Origin of the sequence: Phytoamicus setariae, assembly GCF_016722925.1 — a bacterium.
GTDB classification, from domain to species: Bacteria; Pseudomonadota; Alphaproteobacteria; order Rhizobiales; family Rhizobiaceae; genus Rhizobium_E; species Rhizobium_E setariae.
Genome location: NZ_JAEQNC010000010.1, coordinates 91,759 through 105,541 on the forward strand (window position 1 = coordinate 91,759; position 13,783 = coordinate 105,541).

The 13,783-nt window shown below is 60.2% G+C and carries 13 protein-coding genes; 11 read left to right on the forward strand and 2 right to left on the reverse strand.

Features of this window, described 5'->3' with window-relative positions:
• Positions 1-15 precede the first annotated feature (15 nt).
• The 9 genes from pdhA (at position 16) to JJB09_RS17935 (ending at position 9,722) form a co-directional block, all read left to right on the forward strand.
• Positions 16-1,071, forward strand: coding sequence for a pyruvate dehydrogenase (acetyl-transferring) E1 component subunit alpha (gene pdhA, locus JJB09_RS17895; protein ID WP_201661222.1), 1,056 nt, complete (start codon positions 16-18; stop codon positions 1,069-1,071).
• A gap of 83 nt (positions 1,072-1,154) precedes the next feature.
• Positions 1,155-2,543, forward strand: a complete 1,389-nt coding sequence (locus JJB09_RS17900; RefSeq protein ID WP_201661225.1) for a pyruvate dehydrogenase complex E1 component subunit beta — start codon at positions 1,155-1,157, stop codon at positions 2,541-2,543.
• A gap of 13 nt (positions 2,544-2,556) precedes the next feature.
• Positions 2,557-3,891, forward strand: a complete 1,335-nt coding sequence (locus JJB09_RS17905) for a pyruvate dehydrogenase complex dihydrolipoamide acetyltransferase (RefSeq protein WP_201661228.1) — start codon at positions 2,557-2,559, stop codon at positions 3,889-3,891.
• A gap of 15 nt (positions 3,892-3,906) precedes the next feature.
• A complete protein-coding gene (locus JJB09_RS17910; protein WP_201661231.1) occupies positions 3,907-4,545 on the forward strand; it encodes an SGNH/GDSL hydrolase family protein in 639 nt (212 codons plus the stop codon).
• Positions 4,546-4,764: 219 nt separating this feature from the next.
• Positions 4,765-6,210, forward strand: a complete 1,446-nt coding sequence (lpdA, locus tag JJB09_RS17915; RefSeq protein ID WP_201661234.1) for a dihydrolipoyl dehydrogenase — start codon at positions 4,765-4,767, stop codon at positions 6,208-6,210.
• Between the two features lie 75 nt (positions 6,211-6,285).
• Positions 6,286-6,543 (forward strand): GlsB/YeaQ/YmgE family stress response membrane protein, encoded by a 258-nt coding sequence (locus tag JJB09_RS17920; protein ID WP_201661237.1) that lies wholly within the window; start codon positions 6,286-6,288, stop codon positions 6,541-6,543.
• Between the two features lie 80 nt (positions 6,544-6,623).
• The gene (lipA, locus tag JJB09_RS17925; RefSeq protein WP_201661240.1) at positions 6,624-7,592 is read left to right on the forward strand and encodes a lipoyl synthase; all 969 of its coding nucleotides are present in this window, start codon (positions 6,624-6,626) and stop codon (positions 7,590-7,592) included.
• Between the two features lie 149 nt (positions 7,593-7,741).
• A complete protein-coding gene (locus JJB09_RS17930) occupies positions 7,742-9,148 on the forward strand; it encodes a pyridoxal phosphate-dependent decarboxylase family protein (protein WP_201661243.1) in 1,407 nt (468 codons plus the stop codon).
• A 124-nt stretch (positions 9,149-9,272) separates the two neighbouring features.
• Positions 9,273-9,722 (forward strand): type II toxin-antitoxin system RatA family toxin, encoded by a 450-nt coding sequence (locus tag JJB09_RS17935; RefSeq protein WP_201661246.1) that lies wholly within the window; start codon positions 9,273-9,275, stop codon positions 9,720-9,722.
• Between the two features lie 14 nt (positions 9,723-9,736).
• Here JJB09_RS17935 and JJB09_RS17940 read toward each other — a convergent pair whose 3' ends face one another.
• Positions 9,737-10,240, reverse strand: a complete 504-nt coding sequence (locus JJB09_RS17940) for a CinA family protein (protein ID WP_425523741.1) — start codon at positions 10,238-10,240, stop codon at positions 9,737-9,739.
• Positions 10,237-11,442 (reverse strand): bifunctional 2-C-methyl-D-erythritol 4-phosphate cytidylyltransferase/2-C-methyl-D-erythritol 2,4-cyclodiphosphate synthase, encoded by a 1,206-nt coding sequence (locus tag JJB09_RS17945; protein WP_201661250.1) that lies wholly within the window; start codon positions 11,440-11,442, stop codon positions 10,237-10,239. Before JJB09_RS17945 ends, JJB09_RS17940 begins: the two co-directional genes overlap by 4 nt.
• A gap of 155 nt (positions 11,443-11,597) precedes the next feature.
• Here JJB09_RS17945 and dusB point away from each other — a divergent pair, with 155 nt between their 5' ends.
• Together dusB and JJB09_RS17955 are read left to right on the forward strand one after the other, a co-directional pair.
• Positions 11,598-12,635: a tRNA dihydrouridine synthase DusB gene (gene dusB / locus JJB09_RS17950; RefSeq protein WP_201661252.1), complete on the forward strand. Its 1,038-nt coding sequence runs from the start codon at positions 11,598-11,600 to the stop codon at positions 12,633-12,635.
• Positions 12,632-13,783, forward strand: a complete 1,152-nt coding sequence (locus tag JJB09_RS17955) for a two-component system sensor histidine kinase NtrB (protein ID WP_201661254.1) — start codon at positions 12,632-12,634, stop codon at positions 13,781-13,783. Before dusB ends, JJB09_RS17955 begins: the two co-directional genes overlap by 4 nt.

Sequence of the window (13,783 nt, forward strand, 5' to 3'; positions counted from 1 at the left end):
GAAAGGGAGGACTGGATGGCAACGCGCAAGACCGCGGCACTTCCGGCTCGCAAAGCAGCGAGCACCAAATCTCAAAAGACGGAATCCAAGGGCGGCGCCATCGCCGAATTTGATCGTGGTGCCGAGCTGAAGGCCTATCGCGAGATGCTGTTGATCCGGCGTTTCGAGGAAAAGGCCGGCCAGCTCTACGGCATGGGTTTCATCGGCGGTTTCTGTCACCTCTATATCGGCCAGGAAGCTGTCGTGGTCGGCATGCAGATGTCGCTGATCGAAGGCGATCAGATGATCACCGGCTATCGTGACCACGGCCACATGCTGGCCATGGGCATGAGTGCACGCGGTGTCATGGCCGAGTTGACCGGGCGTCGCGGCGGCCTGTCCAAGGGCAAGGGCGGCTCGATGCACATGTTCTCCAAGGAGAAGCATTTCTACGGCGGCCACGGTATCGTCGGCGGCCAGGTGTCGCTCGGTACGGGACTTGGCTTTGCCAATGCCTATCGCGGCAATGGCAACGTGTCCTGCGCCTTCTTCGGCGACGGCGCTGCAAACCAGGGCCAGGTCTACGAAAGTTTCAACATGGCAGCGCTCTGGAAGCTGCCGGTGGTCTACGTGGTCGAGAACAACCGCTACGCCATGGGCACCTCGGTCAATCGTGCCTCGGCCCAGACCGATTTCTCCCAGCGCGGCGCTTCGTTCAATATTCCGGGCATCCAGGTCGATGGCATGGATGTGCGCGCCGTCAAGGCCGCGACCGACGAGGCGGCCGAGCACGCCCGCTCCGGCAAGGGCCCGATCATCATGGAAATGCTGACCTATCGCTATCGCGGTCACTCCATGTCCGACCCGGCGAAATACCGTTCCAAGGACGAAGTGCAGAAGATGCGTTCCGAGCACGATCCGATCGAACAGGTGCGTGCGCGCCTGCTGGAAAAGAAGTGGGCAACCGAGGACGATCTCAAGGCGATCGACAAGGATGTCCGCGATATCGTCGCCGACGCCGCCGATTTTGCCCAGGCCGACCGGGAGCCGGATGCTTCCGAACTCTACACCGATATCCTGCTCGAGGCATGAGACGATCCAGCCATGACCCGGCTGGATTATTCGGACCAATTTCAGCGGCCTTCGCCGCCGCAAAGATCTACAGGTGAGGACATATGCCGATAGAGATTCTCATGCCCGCGCTGTCGCCGACGATGGAAGAGGGAACCCTCTCCAAGTGGGTGAAGAACGAAGGCGATTCGGTGAAGTCCGGCGACGTGATCGCCGAAATCGAAACCGACAAGGCGACGATGGAAGTCGAAGCTGTCGATGAAGGCGTGATCGGCAAGCTGCTGATCGCCGCCGGCACCGAGGGCGTCAAGGTCAACACGCCGATCGCGGTTCTGCTGCAGGACGGCGAGAGCGCTTCCGACGTCAAGGCACCCGCCGCCAAGGCTGAGCCAGCGCCGAGTATGGTTGCCGCCGAAGCGCCGGCTCCTGCCGCTGCTGCCGCACCCGTTCCGGCTGCGCCGATCTCTGCGGCTGCCGCCCTTGCAGATCCGGCAATTCCCGCCGGCACTGAGATGGTCCCGACCACGGTTCGCGAAGCGTTGCGCGACGCCATGGCCGAGGAAATGCGCGCCAATCCCGACGTCTTCGTCATGGGCGAGGAAGTCGCCGAATATCAGGGTGCCTACAAGGTCACTCAGGGCCTGCTGCAGGAATTCGGCGCCAAGCGCGTTGTCGATACGCCGATTACCGAACATGGCTTTGCCGGCCTGGCAGTGGGGGCGGCGATGACCGGCCTTCGCCCGATCGTCGAGTTCATGACCTTCAACTTCGCCATGCAGGCAATCGACCATCTCATCAATTCCGCTGCCAAGACGCTTTACATGTCGGGTGGCCAGATGGGTGCTCCGATGGTGTTCCGCGGACCCAACGGTGCCGCTGCCCGCGTCGCCGCACAGCATTCGCAATGTTATGCTGCCTGGTACAGCCACATTCCGGGCCTCAAGGTGGTGATGCCCTACACGGCAGCCGACGCCAAGGGCTTGCTGAAGGCTGCGATCCGCGATCCGAACCCGATCATCTTTCTCGAAAACGAAATCCTCTACGGCCAGACGTTCGATGTGCCGAAGATGGATGATTTCGTGCTGCCGATCGGCAAGGCGCGTATCCACCGCGCCGGCAAGGACGTCACCATGGTGTCGTTCGGCATCGGCATGACCTATGCGTTGAAGGCGATTGCGGAACTCGAAAAGCTCGGCATCGACGTCGAACTGATCGATCTGCGCACGATCCGCCCGATGGACCTGCCGACCGTGATTGAATCGGTCAAGAAGACCGGAAGACTGGTTGTTGTCGAGGAAGGTTACCCGCAGTCATCGGTCGGTGACTTCATCGCCAACCGCGTGAGCCGCGAAGCCTTCGATTATCTCGATGCACCTGTCATCACCATCGCCGGCAAGGACGTGCCAATGCCGTATGCGGCCAATCTCGAAAAGCTGGCTCTGCCGAATGTCGGCGAAGTCGTCGATGCCGTCAAAGCCGTAACGTACAAGTAAGGGAGGCGAGGTCATGCCGATCAACATCACCATGCCCGCCCTTTCGCCGACCATGGAAGAGGGCAACCTCTCCAAGTGGCTCGTCAAGGAAGGCGATACCGTCAAGTCAGGCGACGTGATCGCCGAGATCGAAACCGACAAGGCGACGATGGAAGTCGAGGCCGTAGATGAGGGCGTCGTCGCCAAGCTCGTCGTGCCTGCGGGCACGGAAGGCGTGAAGGTCAATGCCGTGATTGCTGTTCTTGCGGCTGAAGGCGAAGACGCAAAAGCGGCTGCTGCCAGCGGTAGCGCTGCAGCCCCCGCGCCGAAGGCCGAGGCAGCTCCGGTCCCAGCCGCTTCGCCGGCACCTGCGGCCGCTCCGGCGGCAGTTGTTGCTGCGGCGCCCGCCGCTGCAACTGTCTCTGGCGGCGCCCGGACGTTCTCGTCGCCGCTCGCACGCCGACTGGCGAAGGAATCCGGCCTTGATATCGCAGCGATCGCCGGCTCCGGCCCACATGGCCGCGTGGTGAAGTCCGATGTCGAGAAGGCCGTCGCCACCGGCACCGGCAAGGCGGCACCTGCCGCATTTCCTGCCGCTGCGGCACCGGCTGCCACGCCTCTCGCCAAGGGCATGTCGGAAGACGCAGTGCTCAAGCTGTTCGAGCCGGGCTCCTACGAACTCGTTGCCCATGACGGCATGCGCAAGACGATTGCCAAGCGCCTCACCGAGTCCAAGCAGACGATTCCGCATTTCTATGTGTCTGTTGATTGCGAACTCGATGCGTTGCTGGCCCTTCGAGCCCAGCTCAACGATGCCGCGCCGAAGAAGGACGACAAGCCGGTCTACAAGCTCTCGGTCAACGATATGGTGATCAAGGCCATGGCGCTGGCGCTGCGCGACGTGCCGGATGCCAACGTCTCCTGGACCGACCAGAACATGGTCAAGCACAAGCATGCCGATGTCGGCGTTGCAGTGTCTATCCCGGGTGGCCTGATCACGCCGATCATCCGTCATGCCGAACTCAAGAGCCTGTCGGCCATCTCTAACGAGATGAAGGATCTCGGCAAGCGCGCTAAGGAACGCAAGCTGAAACCCGAGGAATATCAGGGCGGGACGACCTCCGTCTCCAACATGGGCATGATGGGCGTTTCGAATTTCGCCGCCGTCATCAACCCGCCGCATGCGACGATCCTCGCGGTCGGTGCGGGTCAGGAGCGCGTGGTGGTCAAGAACAAGCAGATGGTCATCGCGCAGGTGATGACGGTGACACTGTCTACCGATCACCGCTGCGTCGATGGTGCTCTTGGGGCCGAACTGCTCGGCGCCTTCAAGCGTTACATCGAAAATCCGATGGGCATGCTGGTGTGATAGGCGGGAACGCGCATGAAAACCGTTCTCTGCTACGGCGATAGCCTCACCTGGGGCGTGGATGCGGAACGCGAGTGCCGCCATGCCTACGAGGATCGCTGGACTTCAGTGCTGCAGAAGGGGCTCGGGCATGGCGTGCGTGTCATACCCGAGGGCCTAAACGGTCGCACGACGGTCTACAGCGACTATACGGCGGACTGCGACCGCAACGGTGCGCGTATCCTGCCGACCCTGTTGCACAGCCATGCGCCCCTCGATCTGGTGATCATCCTGCTCGGGACCAACGACCTGAAGCCGGTTTATGCAAACAATGCCGTCATCGTCGGGCATGGCATCCAGCGGCTGGTGGAACTCATTCGCCATCACGCCTGGCCGGTCGAAACGGATGGTCCGGAAATCCTGATCGTTTCGCCGCCACCGCTTTGCGAGACAGATCACGCATTGCTCGGGCCGATGTTTGCGGGCCGGATCGAGGAAAGCCACATGCTGGCCTCGGTCTATCGGGATCTCGCCGATGAACTCGAATGCGCATTCTTCGATGCGGGCTCGGTAGCGCGGACAACACCGGTCGATGGCGTGCATATGGACGCGGAAAATACGCGGGCAATCGGCAAGGGGCTCGAGCCCGTGGTCCGCATGTTGCTCGGCGTTTGAATGGATAAAGCGGAGCCGGCTTGTGTCGTCTCCATTGCCCCTCACCCTAGCCCTCTCCCCGTAAACGGGGCAAGGGGACGATGGGAGCGCCGACAGTGCCACAACCCCTTCTCCCCGTATGGACAGGGAGAAGGTGGCGGCAGCCGGATGAGGGGCAGACACATGCGCGTATCGGCAAAGGTCGATCGCTGAACGTATTGCCAGGAAGTGGAAGCACCCATGTCGAACGCATATGACGTCATCATCATCGGTTCCGGCCCAGGCGGCTACATAGCCGCGATCCGCGCCGCCCAGCTTGGGCTCAAAACCGCAATCGTCGAGCGCGAGCATCTTGCCGGCATCTGCTCGAACTGGGGCTGCATCCCCACCAAGGCGTTGCTGCGTTCCGCCGAGATCTATCACTATGCCAAGCACCCCGGCGATTATGGCCTGAAGATCGAGGGCACCGTATCGCCAGATCTCAAGGCGATCGTCGCTCGCTCGCGCGGCATTGCCCAACGCATGAACGGTGGCGTCGGCTTCCTGATGAAGAAGAACAAGGTCGACGTGATCTGGGGCGAGGCGAAGCTGACCAAGCCAGGCGAGATCGTTGTCGGCAAGTCCTCTAAGAAGCCGGTCGAGCCGCAGGCGCCGATGCCGAAGAACACGCTGGGCGAGGGCACCTACACCGCCAAGCACATCGTCATTGCCACCGGCGCACGCCCGCGCGCGCTGCCGGGGATTGAGCCTGACGGCAAGCTGATCTGGACCTATTTCGAGGCGATGAAGCCGGAGGAAATGCCGAAGTCGCTGCTGGTGATGGGGTCTGGTGCCATCGGGATCGAGTTTGCCTCGTTCTATCGCACCATGGGCGTCGATGTGACCGTGGTGGAGATCATGAGCCAGGTCATGCCGGTGGAGGACACCGAAATCTCGGCTCTCGCCAAGAAGCAATTCGATAAGCAGGGCATGAAGATCCTGCTCGACGCCAAGGTCGCCAAGGTCGAGAAGGGTGCGAATTCAGTCACCGCGACAATCGAGACTAAGGATGGAAAGACACAACAGATCACCGCAGACCGGATGATCTCAGCTGTCGGCGTCCAGGCCAATGTGGAGAATATCGGCCTCGAGACGCTTGGTATCAAGACCGACCGCGGCTTCATCGCCATCGATGGCTATGGTAAGACCAACGTGCCTGGTATCTACGCGATCGGCGATGTTGCCGGCCCGCCGATGCTCGCCCACAAGGCCGAGCATGAGGCGGTGATCTGCATCGAGAAGATTGCCGGCCTGCCGAATGTCCACCCGATGGACAAGAACAAGATCCCGGGCTGCACTTATTGCCACCCGCAGGTCGCCTCTGTCGGCCTCACGGAAGCCAAGGCCAAGGAACTGGGTCGCGATATCCGCGTCGGTCGCTTCCCCTTCGTCGCCAACGGCAAGGCCATTGCGCTGGGCGAGGATCAGGGCATGGTCAAGACGATCTTCGACAAGAAGACAGGCGAGTTGCTCGGCGCCCATATGGTCGGTGCCGAAGTGACCGAACTCATCCAGGGATTCGTGGTTGCCATGAATCTCGAGACAACCGAAGAAGAGTTGATGCACACGATCTTCCCGCATCCGACTATATCGGAAACTTTGAAGGAGAGCGTGCTCGACGCTTATGACAGGGCGCTCAACGCATAATGAATCTCGCCATGGAACATTTGCCCTTCAGATACGTTACTTGCTCGTTGAACACGACTGGCAAGGAAAACTCCCATGGATTTAAACGGTGTTGGGTTTCTGGCGGCAATCATCATCGGAGGTCTGGCCGGCTGGCTGGCAGAGATGTTCATGAAGAGCAACACAGGCGTCTTGATGAACATCATTCTTGGTATTATCGGCGCGGCAGTGCTGAATTTCGTACTTGCGGCGCTGGGCGTTTACACGGGCAGCGGGTGGGTGGTCTATCTGATCGTCGGCTTCGTGGGAGCCTGCATCCTGATCGCGGTGGGGCGAATGCTTCGGCGCGGTTGATTTCCAATCACATCAGCACTATTTCCAATCAGGCTGCCGCTTCGCGTGGCGGCCTGATTTTTTTGCATTGGCGGTAATCCATGGTCACCATCCTCGATACACTGAGCCCCGATAAGCGCGTCCGGCACCCGGAGAAGGCACATCGTCCCGATACCGAGGTGCTGCGCAAGCCGGAGTGGATCCGCGTCAAGGCGCCGGTCTCCAAGGGCTACCAGGAGACGCGGGCGCTGGTGAAGGAACACAATCTGGTCACCGTGTGCGAGGAAGCGGGCTGCCCCAACATCGGCGAGTGCTGGGACAAGAAGCACGCGACCTTCATGATCATGGGCGAAATCTGTACGCGAGCCTGTGCGTTCTGCAATGTCGCGACCGGCCGTCCGCTGGCGCTGGACCGGGAGGAGCCGGCCAATGTCGCCAAGGCCGTCAAGAAGATGGGCCTGAGCCACGTCGTCATCACGTCGGTGGATCGTGACGATCTCGACGATGGCGGCGCCGAACACTTCGAGCAGGTGATTTTCGCAATCCGCGAAGCCTCTCCCGACACGACGATCGAGATCCTGACGCCTGACTTCCTGCGCAAACCCGGCGCGCTGGAGCGGGTCGTCAAGGCGAAGCCCGATGTCTTCAACCACAATCTCGAAACCGTTCCTTCGAACTACCTGACGGTACGTCCGGGCGCACGCTACTTCCATTCGATGCGGATTTTGCAGCACGTCAAGGAACTCGACCCGACGATGTTTACCAAGTCGGGCATCATGGTCGGTCTCGGCGAAGAGCGCAACGAAGTGCTGCAGTTGATGGACGACCTGCGCGTTGCGGACGTCGATTTCCTGACCATCGGCCAGTATCTGCAGCCAACCCGCAAGCATCACCGGGTGGTGAGTTTCGTCACGCCCGAAGAATTCAAGTCCTATGAGACGGTTGCCTATACCAAGGGCTTCCTGATGGTGTCGGCGAGCCCGCTGACGCGCTCGTCTCACCACGCCGGAGATGACTTCGCTCGCCTCAAGGCAAACCGCGAGAAATTGCTGGCGAAGGCTGCTGTCTAACCCTGGTATCCCTTCGGGTTGTAATACAAGCAGGGGGTTGAAATTTTTCGTCCGCGTATTTCCAATGCGCGGACTTTTCATACATATTGCATTCGATCCAGAAAGATCTTTGACGCGAGGCGCCACGAGGCACGGTCAGGAGGCGAGTTATGGACATTCATGCATTGTTCCTGAAAGCGGCAGAGCATGCTGCGCGTTTCCGTGAAGGTGACAGATCGCATCGTCCCGGGCGCGATTATGCAGCTTCGGTTGCGGCACTATCAGAAGACTTGCCGATTCATGCCATGTCGCAGCAAAAGGTCATCGACGAGATGGTCTGGCGTGCCGAACCGGGCCTTGCGGCAATGACGGGGCCACGTTTTCACGGCTGGGTGATCGGCGGCTCCCATCCCGTCGGTGTCGCCGCCGACATGCTGACCTCAGCCTGGGGGCAGAATGCCGGCAACCACATGGCATCGCCTTCCGCGGCGGCAATGGAGCTCGTGGCCGGTCGCTGGCTGCTCGAACTGCTCGGATTGCCTGAACATGCCTCCGTCGGGTTCGTGACCGGCGCAACCATGGCGAATTTTACCTGTCTTGCCGCAGCCAGAAGCGCGGTGCTCGAAAAGGTGGGTTGGGATGTGGACCGCCAGGGCTTGTTCGGCGCGCCGCCGATAACGGTGCTGATCGGCGATGACGCTCATACGACTGTTTTTTCCGCCCTGCAGTTTCTCGGTCTAGGCCATGATCGTGTCGTGCGCATTCCAACTGACGAGCAGGGCAGGATGATCGTGGCGGAGTTCGAGGCCGCCATTCAGAATGTCCAGGGACCAGCCATTGCAATCCTGCAGGCCGGACAGATCAACACCGGCGCCTTCGATGATTTCACCGCGATCATCCCTATGGCGCAGGCGAAGGGAGCGTGGGTGCACATTGACGGAGCCTTCGGTTTGTGGGCGCAAACGCTGCCGTCCAAGCGCCACTTGGCGAAGGATGTGGACCTGGCCGATAGCTGGGCGACAGACGGACACAAATGGCTGCAGACCCCTTATGACTGCGGATACGCGATCGTTCGGGACGAAGCGGCACATCGCCGCGCGATGACGATCTCGGCGAGCTTCTTGCCGGCGGCAAGCGAAGACGAGCGCGATCCGTCGCACTATGTCCCGGAGCTTTCGCGCAGGGCCCGGGGCTTTGCGACATGGACGATGATCAAATACCTCGGACGCGAGGGGATTGCCGAATTGGTGGCACGGAGTTGCGAGGCAGCGAGCGCAATCGCCGACAAGCTGGCCGCGGAGCAGGGCGTGGCGATCCTCAACGACGTCTGCCTCAATCAGGTGATCGTCCGGTTTGGTGCCGGGCTGCCCGATGAAGAGGGAGATCGCATCACCGAAGCCACAATTGCCGCCTTGCAGGCGAGCGGAGACGCATTTGCTGGCGGTGCGAAATGGCGCGGGTTGCAGGTCATGCGAATCTCTGTCTGCAACTACCAGACAGGCATGGAGGAGGCACAGCACACCACTGAAGCGATAATCGCGGCTTACGATCAGGCGCGTGGCCACAACTCCGTCTGAAGGTCCGGCGTCTTTGCGCTGCGGGGCAGAGATGCAAAACTTTGACTTGTTTCTCTCCCCGGACCGCATTACGTGCGAGATGGATGCCTGCATGGCATGGAAGATGGATCAATAGCGCACCAAAATGCCCCAGTTCGAAACCAGTCACATCGCTAATCACACCGCCGAGCAGATGTTCTCGCTTGTTGCTGATGTGGAGAAATACCCTGAATTCCTGCCGCTTTGTGAGGCGCTCGCCGTGCAAAGCCGGAAAGAGCGCGACAGCAAGACGTTGTTGGTTGCGGCGATGACGGTGGGCTACAAAGCCATTCGCGAGACATTCACGACCCAGGTTCTGCTGAAGCCGGACGAGAGGGTCATCGAGGTCAAGTATATCGACGGGCCCTTTAAATATCTTACGAATATCTGGCGGTTCGTCGATCTCGGCGATGGGCGTTCCGAGGTGCACTTCTTCATCGACTACGAATTCAAGAGCCGCATTCTCGGCGTCGTGATGGGGTCGATGTTCGACCGTGCCTTCCGGATGTTCACGGATGCTTTCGAGAAGCGCGCCGATCAGATCTACAAGACCTGACCGGCCAACGTCATTCAGCCCAGTTTCGCCAGCTCGATGATCATTTCGAGCGCGATTTCCACCGAGGCGAGGCGTATCTCGTCGCGGCCGATGTCGCCAAAGTTCATTTGGCGATGGATCATGGCACCCTTGTAGTGGCGCCCGCCGAAATGCACTAGGCCGACAGGCTTGCCGGTCGAGCCGCCGCCAGGACCCGCAATGCCGGTGATTGACACCGATATGCCAGCTTCGGAACGCGAGAGCGCACCGTGCGCCATTTCAAGTGCGGTATCCTTGGAGACGGCGCCATACTGCTTCAGCGTGATCGACATGACGCCGAGCATTTCGGACTTGGCCTGATCGGAATAGGTGACGAAGCCACGTTCCAGCACTTGGGAGGAGCCCGGGATTTCGGTGATCGCGCCTGCAACCAGCCCGCCGGTGCAGGATTCCGCGGTAGCCACCATCACGTTCTTCTCGGTGCACAGCGTGACGACTTGCTGGGCAAGGGCCAGAATTTGCTTGTCGAACATGTCTATTTTCCCCCGTAGACGACCGTGGCGGTCGCTATCGCAGCGATCCCCTCGCCACGACCGACGAAACCTATCTTCTCGTTTGTCGTTGCCTTGACCGAACAGCGTTCAAGATCGATCGAAAGCATTTCGGAAAGCGCTTGTCGCATGGTTTGCCTGTGCGGGCCTATCTTTGGCTCCTCGGCGATCAGCGAGATGTCCGCATTCATGATCGTGCCGCCCTTGCTGCGAACGAGCGCGGCTGCATGCTCGAGGAATATCCTCGAGGCTGCACCCTTCCATTGAGGATCGGAGGGCGGAAAATGATCGCCGATGTCGCCAGCGCCACAGGTCGCCAGCAGCGCGTCCGTCAAGGCATGCAGCGCCACATCGGCATCCGAATGGCCTTTCAGACGAAGGTTGTTTGGGATCAGGATGCCGCACAGGATGACGCCGTCACCGGGTTCGAGCTGGTGGACGTCGTAGCCGTTGCCGGTGCGGACGTCGGGAAGTGTGTTTGACATGATTTTCTCGTGGGCCAGTTCTATATCGCGGGCAAGGGTGAGTTTAATATTGTCGGCGTCGCCTTCGACAAGTTCTACGGGAAGCCCTGCCCATTCGGCGATCGACGCGTCGTCGGTAAAGTCCGTTATGCCAGAGGTCGCCGCTGCTCGGTGAGCGGCCAGAATTGGCGCAAAGGCAAAGGATTGCGGGGTCTGTGCTGCATAGAGACCGGTGCGCGAGACCGTTTCCTGCACCAGTCCATCTGCGGAGCCGCGCTTGAGGGTGTCGGCGACCGGGATCGCGGGCAATACGGCGTCCGATCCATTTTGGTGGGCGTCGAATACTCTTTCGAGCAATCGTTCCGAGACGAAGGGGCGCACAGCGTCCTGAATCATCACATGGCTGACGCCGTGCGAGACGAGGGCTTCAAGACCGTTCAAGACCGAAGCCTGTCTTGTCGGGCCGCCATAAACTGTCCGTATTTTCAGGCCAGAGGCCTCTGCCGGAACGCTTTGGTCAAACAGGTCCTGATCGTCCGGGTGGATGACGACGACAATCGGGCCGGAATGCGCCCAGTCGAGGAAGCGTTGAAGAGTGTGTGCAATGACGGGTTTGCGGCCGATGAGCCGGTATTGCTTCGGGCCTTCAGAGCTGCTGCCGGCGCGCTCGCCGCGGCCGGCGGCGACGATGAGAATGCCGAAGGAAACTGTGCCGTCCTGTTTCATGTCGCCTGAACAATCACTCGTTAGTCTGGTGTGAAGGCCGGTTTACAGAGCGGGTCATGAATTGACCAGTCTCCGCATGGCGATACCTCGATACTTTTTTGGATCGATGTTCGAAAACGCTTGGCAAGACGCTGTTGAATGTCTAAAAATGATGCATGACGACGCGTTGCCTGAAAGATGAGCATTTGAAACTCGACTTCGTGAAATCGCCGCTGCAGGTCGGCTCCGTAAAGTTTCGCAATCGCATCGCGCTTGCGCCGATGTCGGGCGTGACCGATCTGCCCTTCCGCCAGCTGGCATTCGAATTCGGCGCGGGTTTCGTCGTCACCGAGATGGTGGCGAGCAGAGAGCTTGTCGGCAATTCCTCGGAATCGTGGTCGAGATTGCAGAATTCCGGCATCGATCCGCATATCGTCCAGCTTGCCGGGCGCGATCCGCATTACATGGCGGAAGGTGCGCGTATCGCCGAGGCCAATGGCGCCGATATGATCGACATCAATATGGGCTGCCCGGCGAAGAAGGTGATCGGCGGGCTGTCCGGTTCGGCGCTGATGCGCGAACCCGAGCTGGCGCTGTCGCTGATCGATGCGGTCGTCAAAGCGGTTTCGGTGCCCGTCACTGTCAAGATGCGGCTCGGTTGGGATGAGGCTTCGATCAATGCGCCGGAACTTGCGCATGCGGCGGAGGATCTTGGCGCACAGATGATCACGATACATGGGCGTACCCGAATGCAGTTCTACGAGGGTCGCGCCAATTGGGAAATGATCGCGCGAGTGCGCGAGCGCATTTCGGTTCCGCTGATTGCCAATGGGGACGTCGAGACGCCCGAGGATGTCGCGCTGATTCTGGAGCAGTCTGGCGCCGATGGCGTGATGGTGGGGCGGGGCTCGCAAGGGCGCCCTTGGCATGCCGGTGTGCTCGCAGGAACACGCATTGCGCCAGATCGTGCCGAGATTGCCGACATTTTCGAACGGCATTACCGGATGACTCTCGAGTTCTATGGAGGACTTCCGGGCCTTCGCCACGCACGCAAGCACGTCGGCTGGGCGCTCGATCGCTTCGGTGGTCATCTTCAAGGTGAGGCGCGCACATCCATCCTGACATCGCAGGATCCGGAATCTGTCATTGGCGCGATGCGCGCCATTTTGCTCAACCCGCCAGCGCCCGGCGCTGGCCTCAGCGAGGCCGCATGAACGGAGATCCCTCGGGTCGAAACCCGCAACCGGCGAATGATGAAGTGGCGATGGGTGTGCTCAATGCGATCCAGAATGCCGTCATCATGGTCGATGACGACGGCTACATCGCTTTTGCCAATTGGGAGGCGGAAGCCTTCTTCGGCGCCAGCGCTGCCTATCTCGCCAAGCATACGATCTTTGCCTATATCCCGTTCGGTAGCCCGCTGCTGACGCTCATCGAACAGGTGCGCGAGCGAAAGGCGCCGGTGAACGAATACAGGGTGGATCTCAGTTCACCACGATTGGGAAGTGAAAAGCTCGTCGATCTCTATGTCGCGCCGGTGCTGACCAATCCGGGCTCGGTGGTCGTGGTCTTTCAGGAGCGGTCGATGGCCGACAAGATCGATCGGCAACTGACCCACCGGGCAGCTGCGCGGTCAGTCACGGGACTGGCTTCCATGCTCGCCCATGAGATCAAGAACCCGCTGTCGGGGATACGCGGCGCCGCGCAACTGCTGGAAACGCAGGTCACGGACGAAGACAGGGGGCTGACGCGGTTGATTTGCGAAGAGACCGATCGCATCGTCTCGCTTGTCGACCGGATGGAGGTCTTTTCGGATGAACGCCCGGTGGATCGTGCGCCCGTCAACATCCACTCGATTCTCGACCACATAAAGGCTGTTGCCAAGGCCGGCTTTGCGCGCAACATTCGGATCAGCGAGAACTACGATCCGTCCCTGCCTGCCGTGCATGCCAATCGCGACCAGCTCGTTCAGGTTTTTCTCAATCTGATCAAGAATGCTTCCGAGGCTGTGAACGATCGTCCGGATGGTGAGATCATCCTCACCACGGCCTATCGTCCCGGAATTCGGATTTCTGTGGCGGGTTCGCGTGAAAAGATCTCTCTGCCACTCGAATTCTGCGTGATCGACAATGGGCCAGGTGTGCCCGATGATCTGGTGCCGCATTTATTCGACCCGTTCATTACCACGAAGACCAACGGTTCCGGGCTGGGGCTTGCGCTGGTGGCCAAGATCATTGGTGGACATGGCGGCATCGTCGAATGCGACCGTCAGCACAACAAGACTATTTTCAGGGTTCTGATGCCTGCTTCGCGCAACGCACAGGCTGACGAGCCGTTTGAACAAGGCAATCAGGGATATTGA

Excerpts from the sequence above, each read along its gene's own strand:
- JJB09_RS17905 (WP_201661228.1), top strand. The coding sequence starts at position 2,557 with ATGCCGATCAACATCACCATGCCCGCCCTTTCGCCGACCATGGAAGAG.
- JJB09_RS17930 (WP_201661243.1), top strand. The coding sequence starts at position 7,742 with ATGGACATTCATGCATTGTTCCTGAAAGCGGCAGAGCATGCTGCGCGT.
- JJB09_RS17910 (WP_201661231.1), top strand. The coding sequence starts at position 3,907 with ATGAAAACCGTTCTCTGCTACGGCGATAGCCTCACCTGGGGCGTGGAT.
- pdhA (WP_201661222.1), top strand. The coding sequence starts at position 16 with ATGGCAACGCGCAAGACCGCGGCACTTCCGGCTCGCAAAGCAGCGAGC.
- JJB09_RS17955 (WP_201661254.1), top strand. The coding sequence starts at position 12,632 with ATGAACGGAGATCCCTCGGGTCGAAACCCGCAACCGGCGAATGATGAA.
- lpdA (WP_201661234.1), top strand. The coding sequence starts at position 4,765 with ATGTCGAACGCATATGACGTCATCATCATCGGTTCCGGCCCAGGCGGC.
- JJB09_RS17945 (WP_201661250.1), bottom strand. The coding sequence starts at position 11,442 with ATGAAACAGGACGGCACAGTTTCCTTCGGCATTCTCATCGTCGCCGCC.
- JJB09_RS17935 (WP_201661246.1), top strand. The coding sequence starts at position 9,273 with ATGCCCCAGTTCGAAACCAGTCACATCGCTAATCACACCGCCGAGCAG.
- JJB09_RS17920 (WP_201661237.1), top strand. The coding sequence starts at position 6,286 with ATGGATTTAAACGGTGTTGGGTTTCTGGCGGCAATCATCATCGGAGGT.
- lipA (WP_201661240.1), top strand. The coding sequence starts at position 6,624 with ATGGTCACCATCCTCGATACACTGAGCCCCGATAAGCGCGTCCGGCAC.
- JJB09_RS17900 (WP_201661225.1), top strand. The coding sequence starts at position 1,155 with ATGCCGATAGAGATTCTCATGCCCGCGCTGTCGCCGACGATGGAAGAG.
- dusB (WP_201661252.1), top strand. The coding sequence starts at position 11,598 with ATGACGACGCGTTGCCTGAAAGATGAGCATTTGAAACTCGACTTCGTG.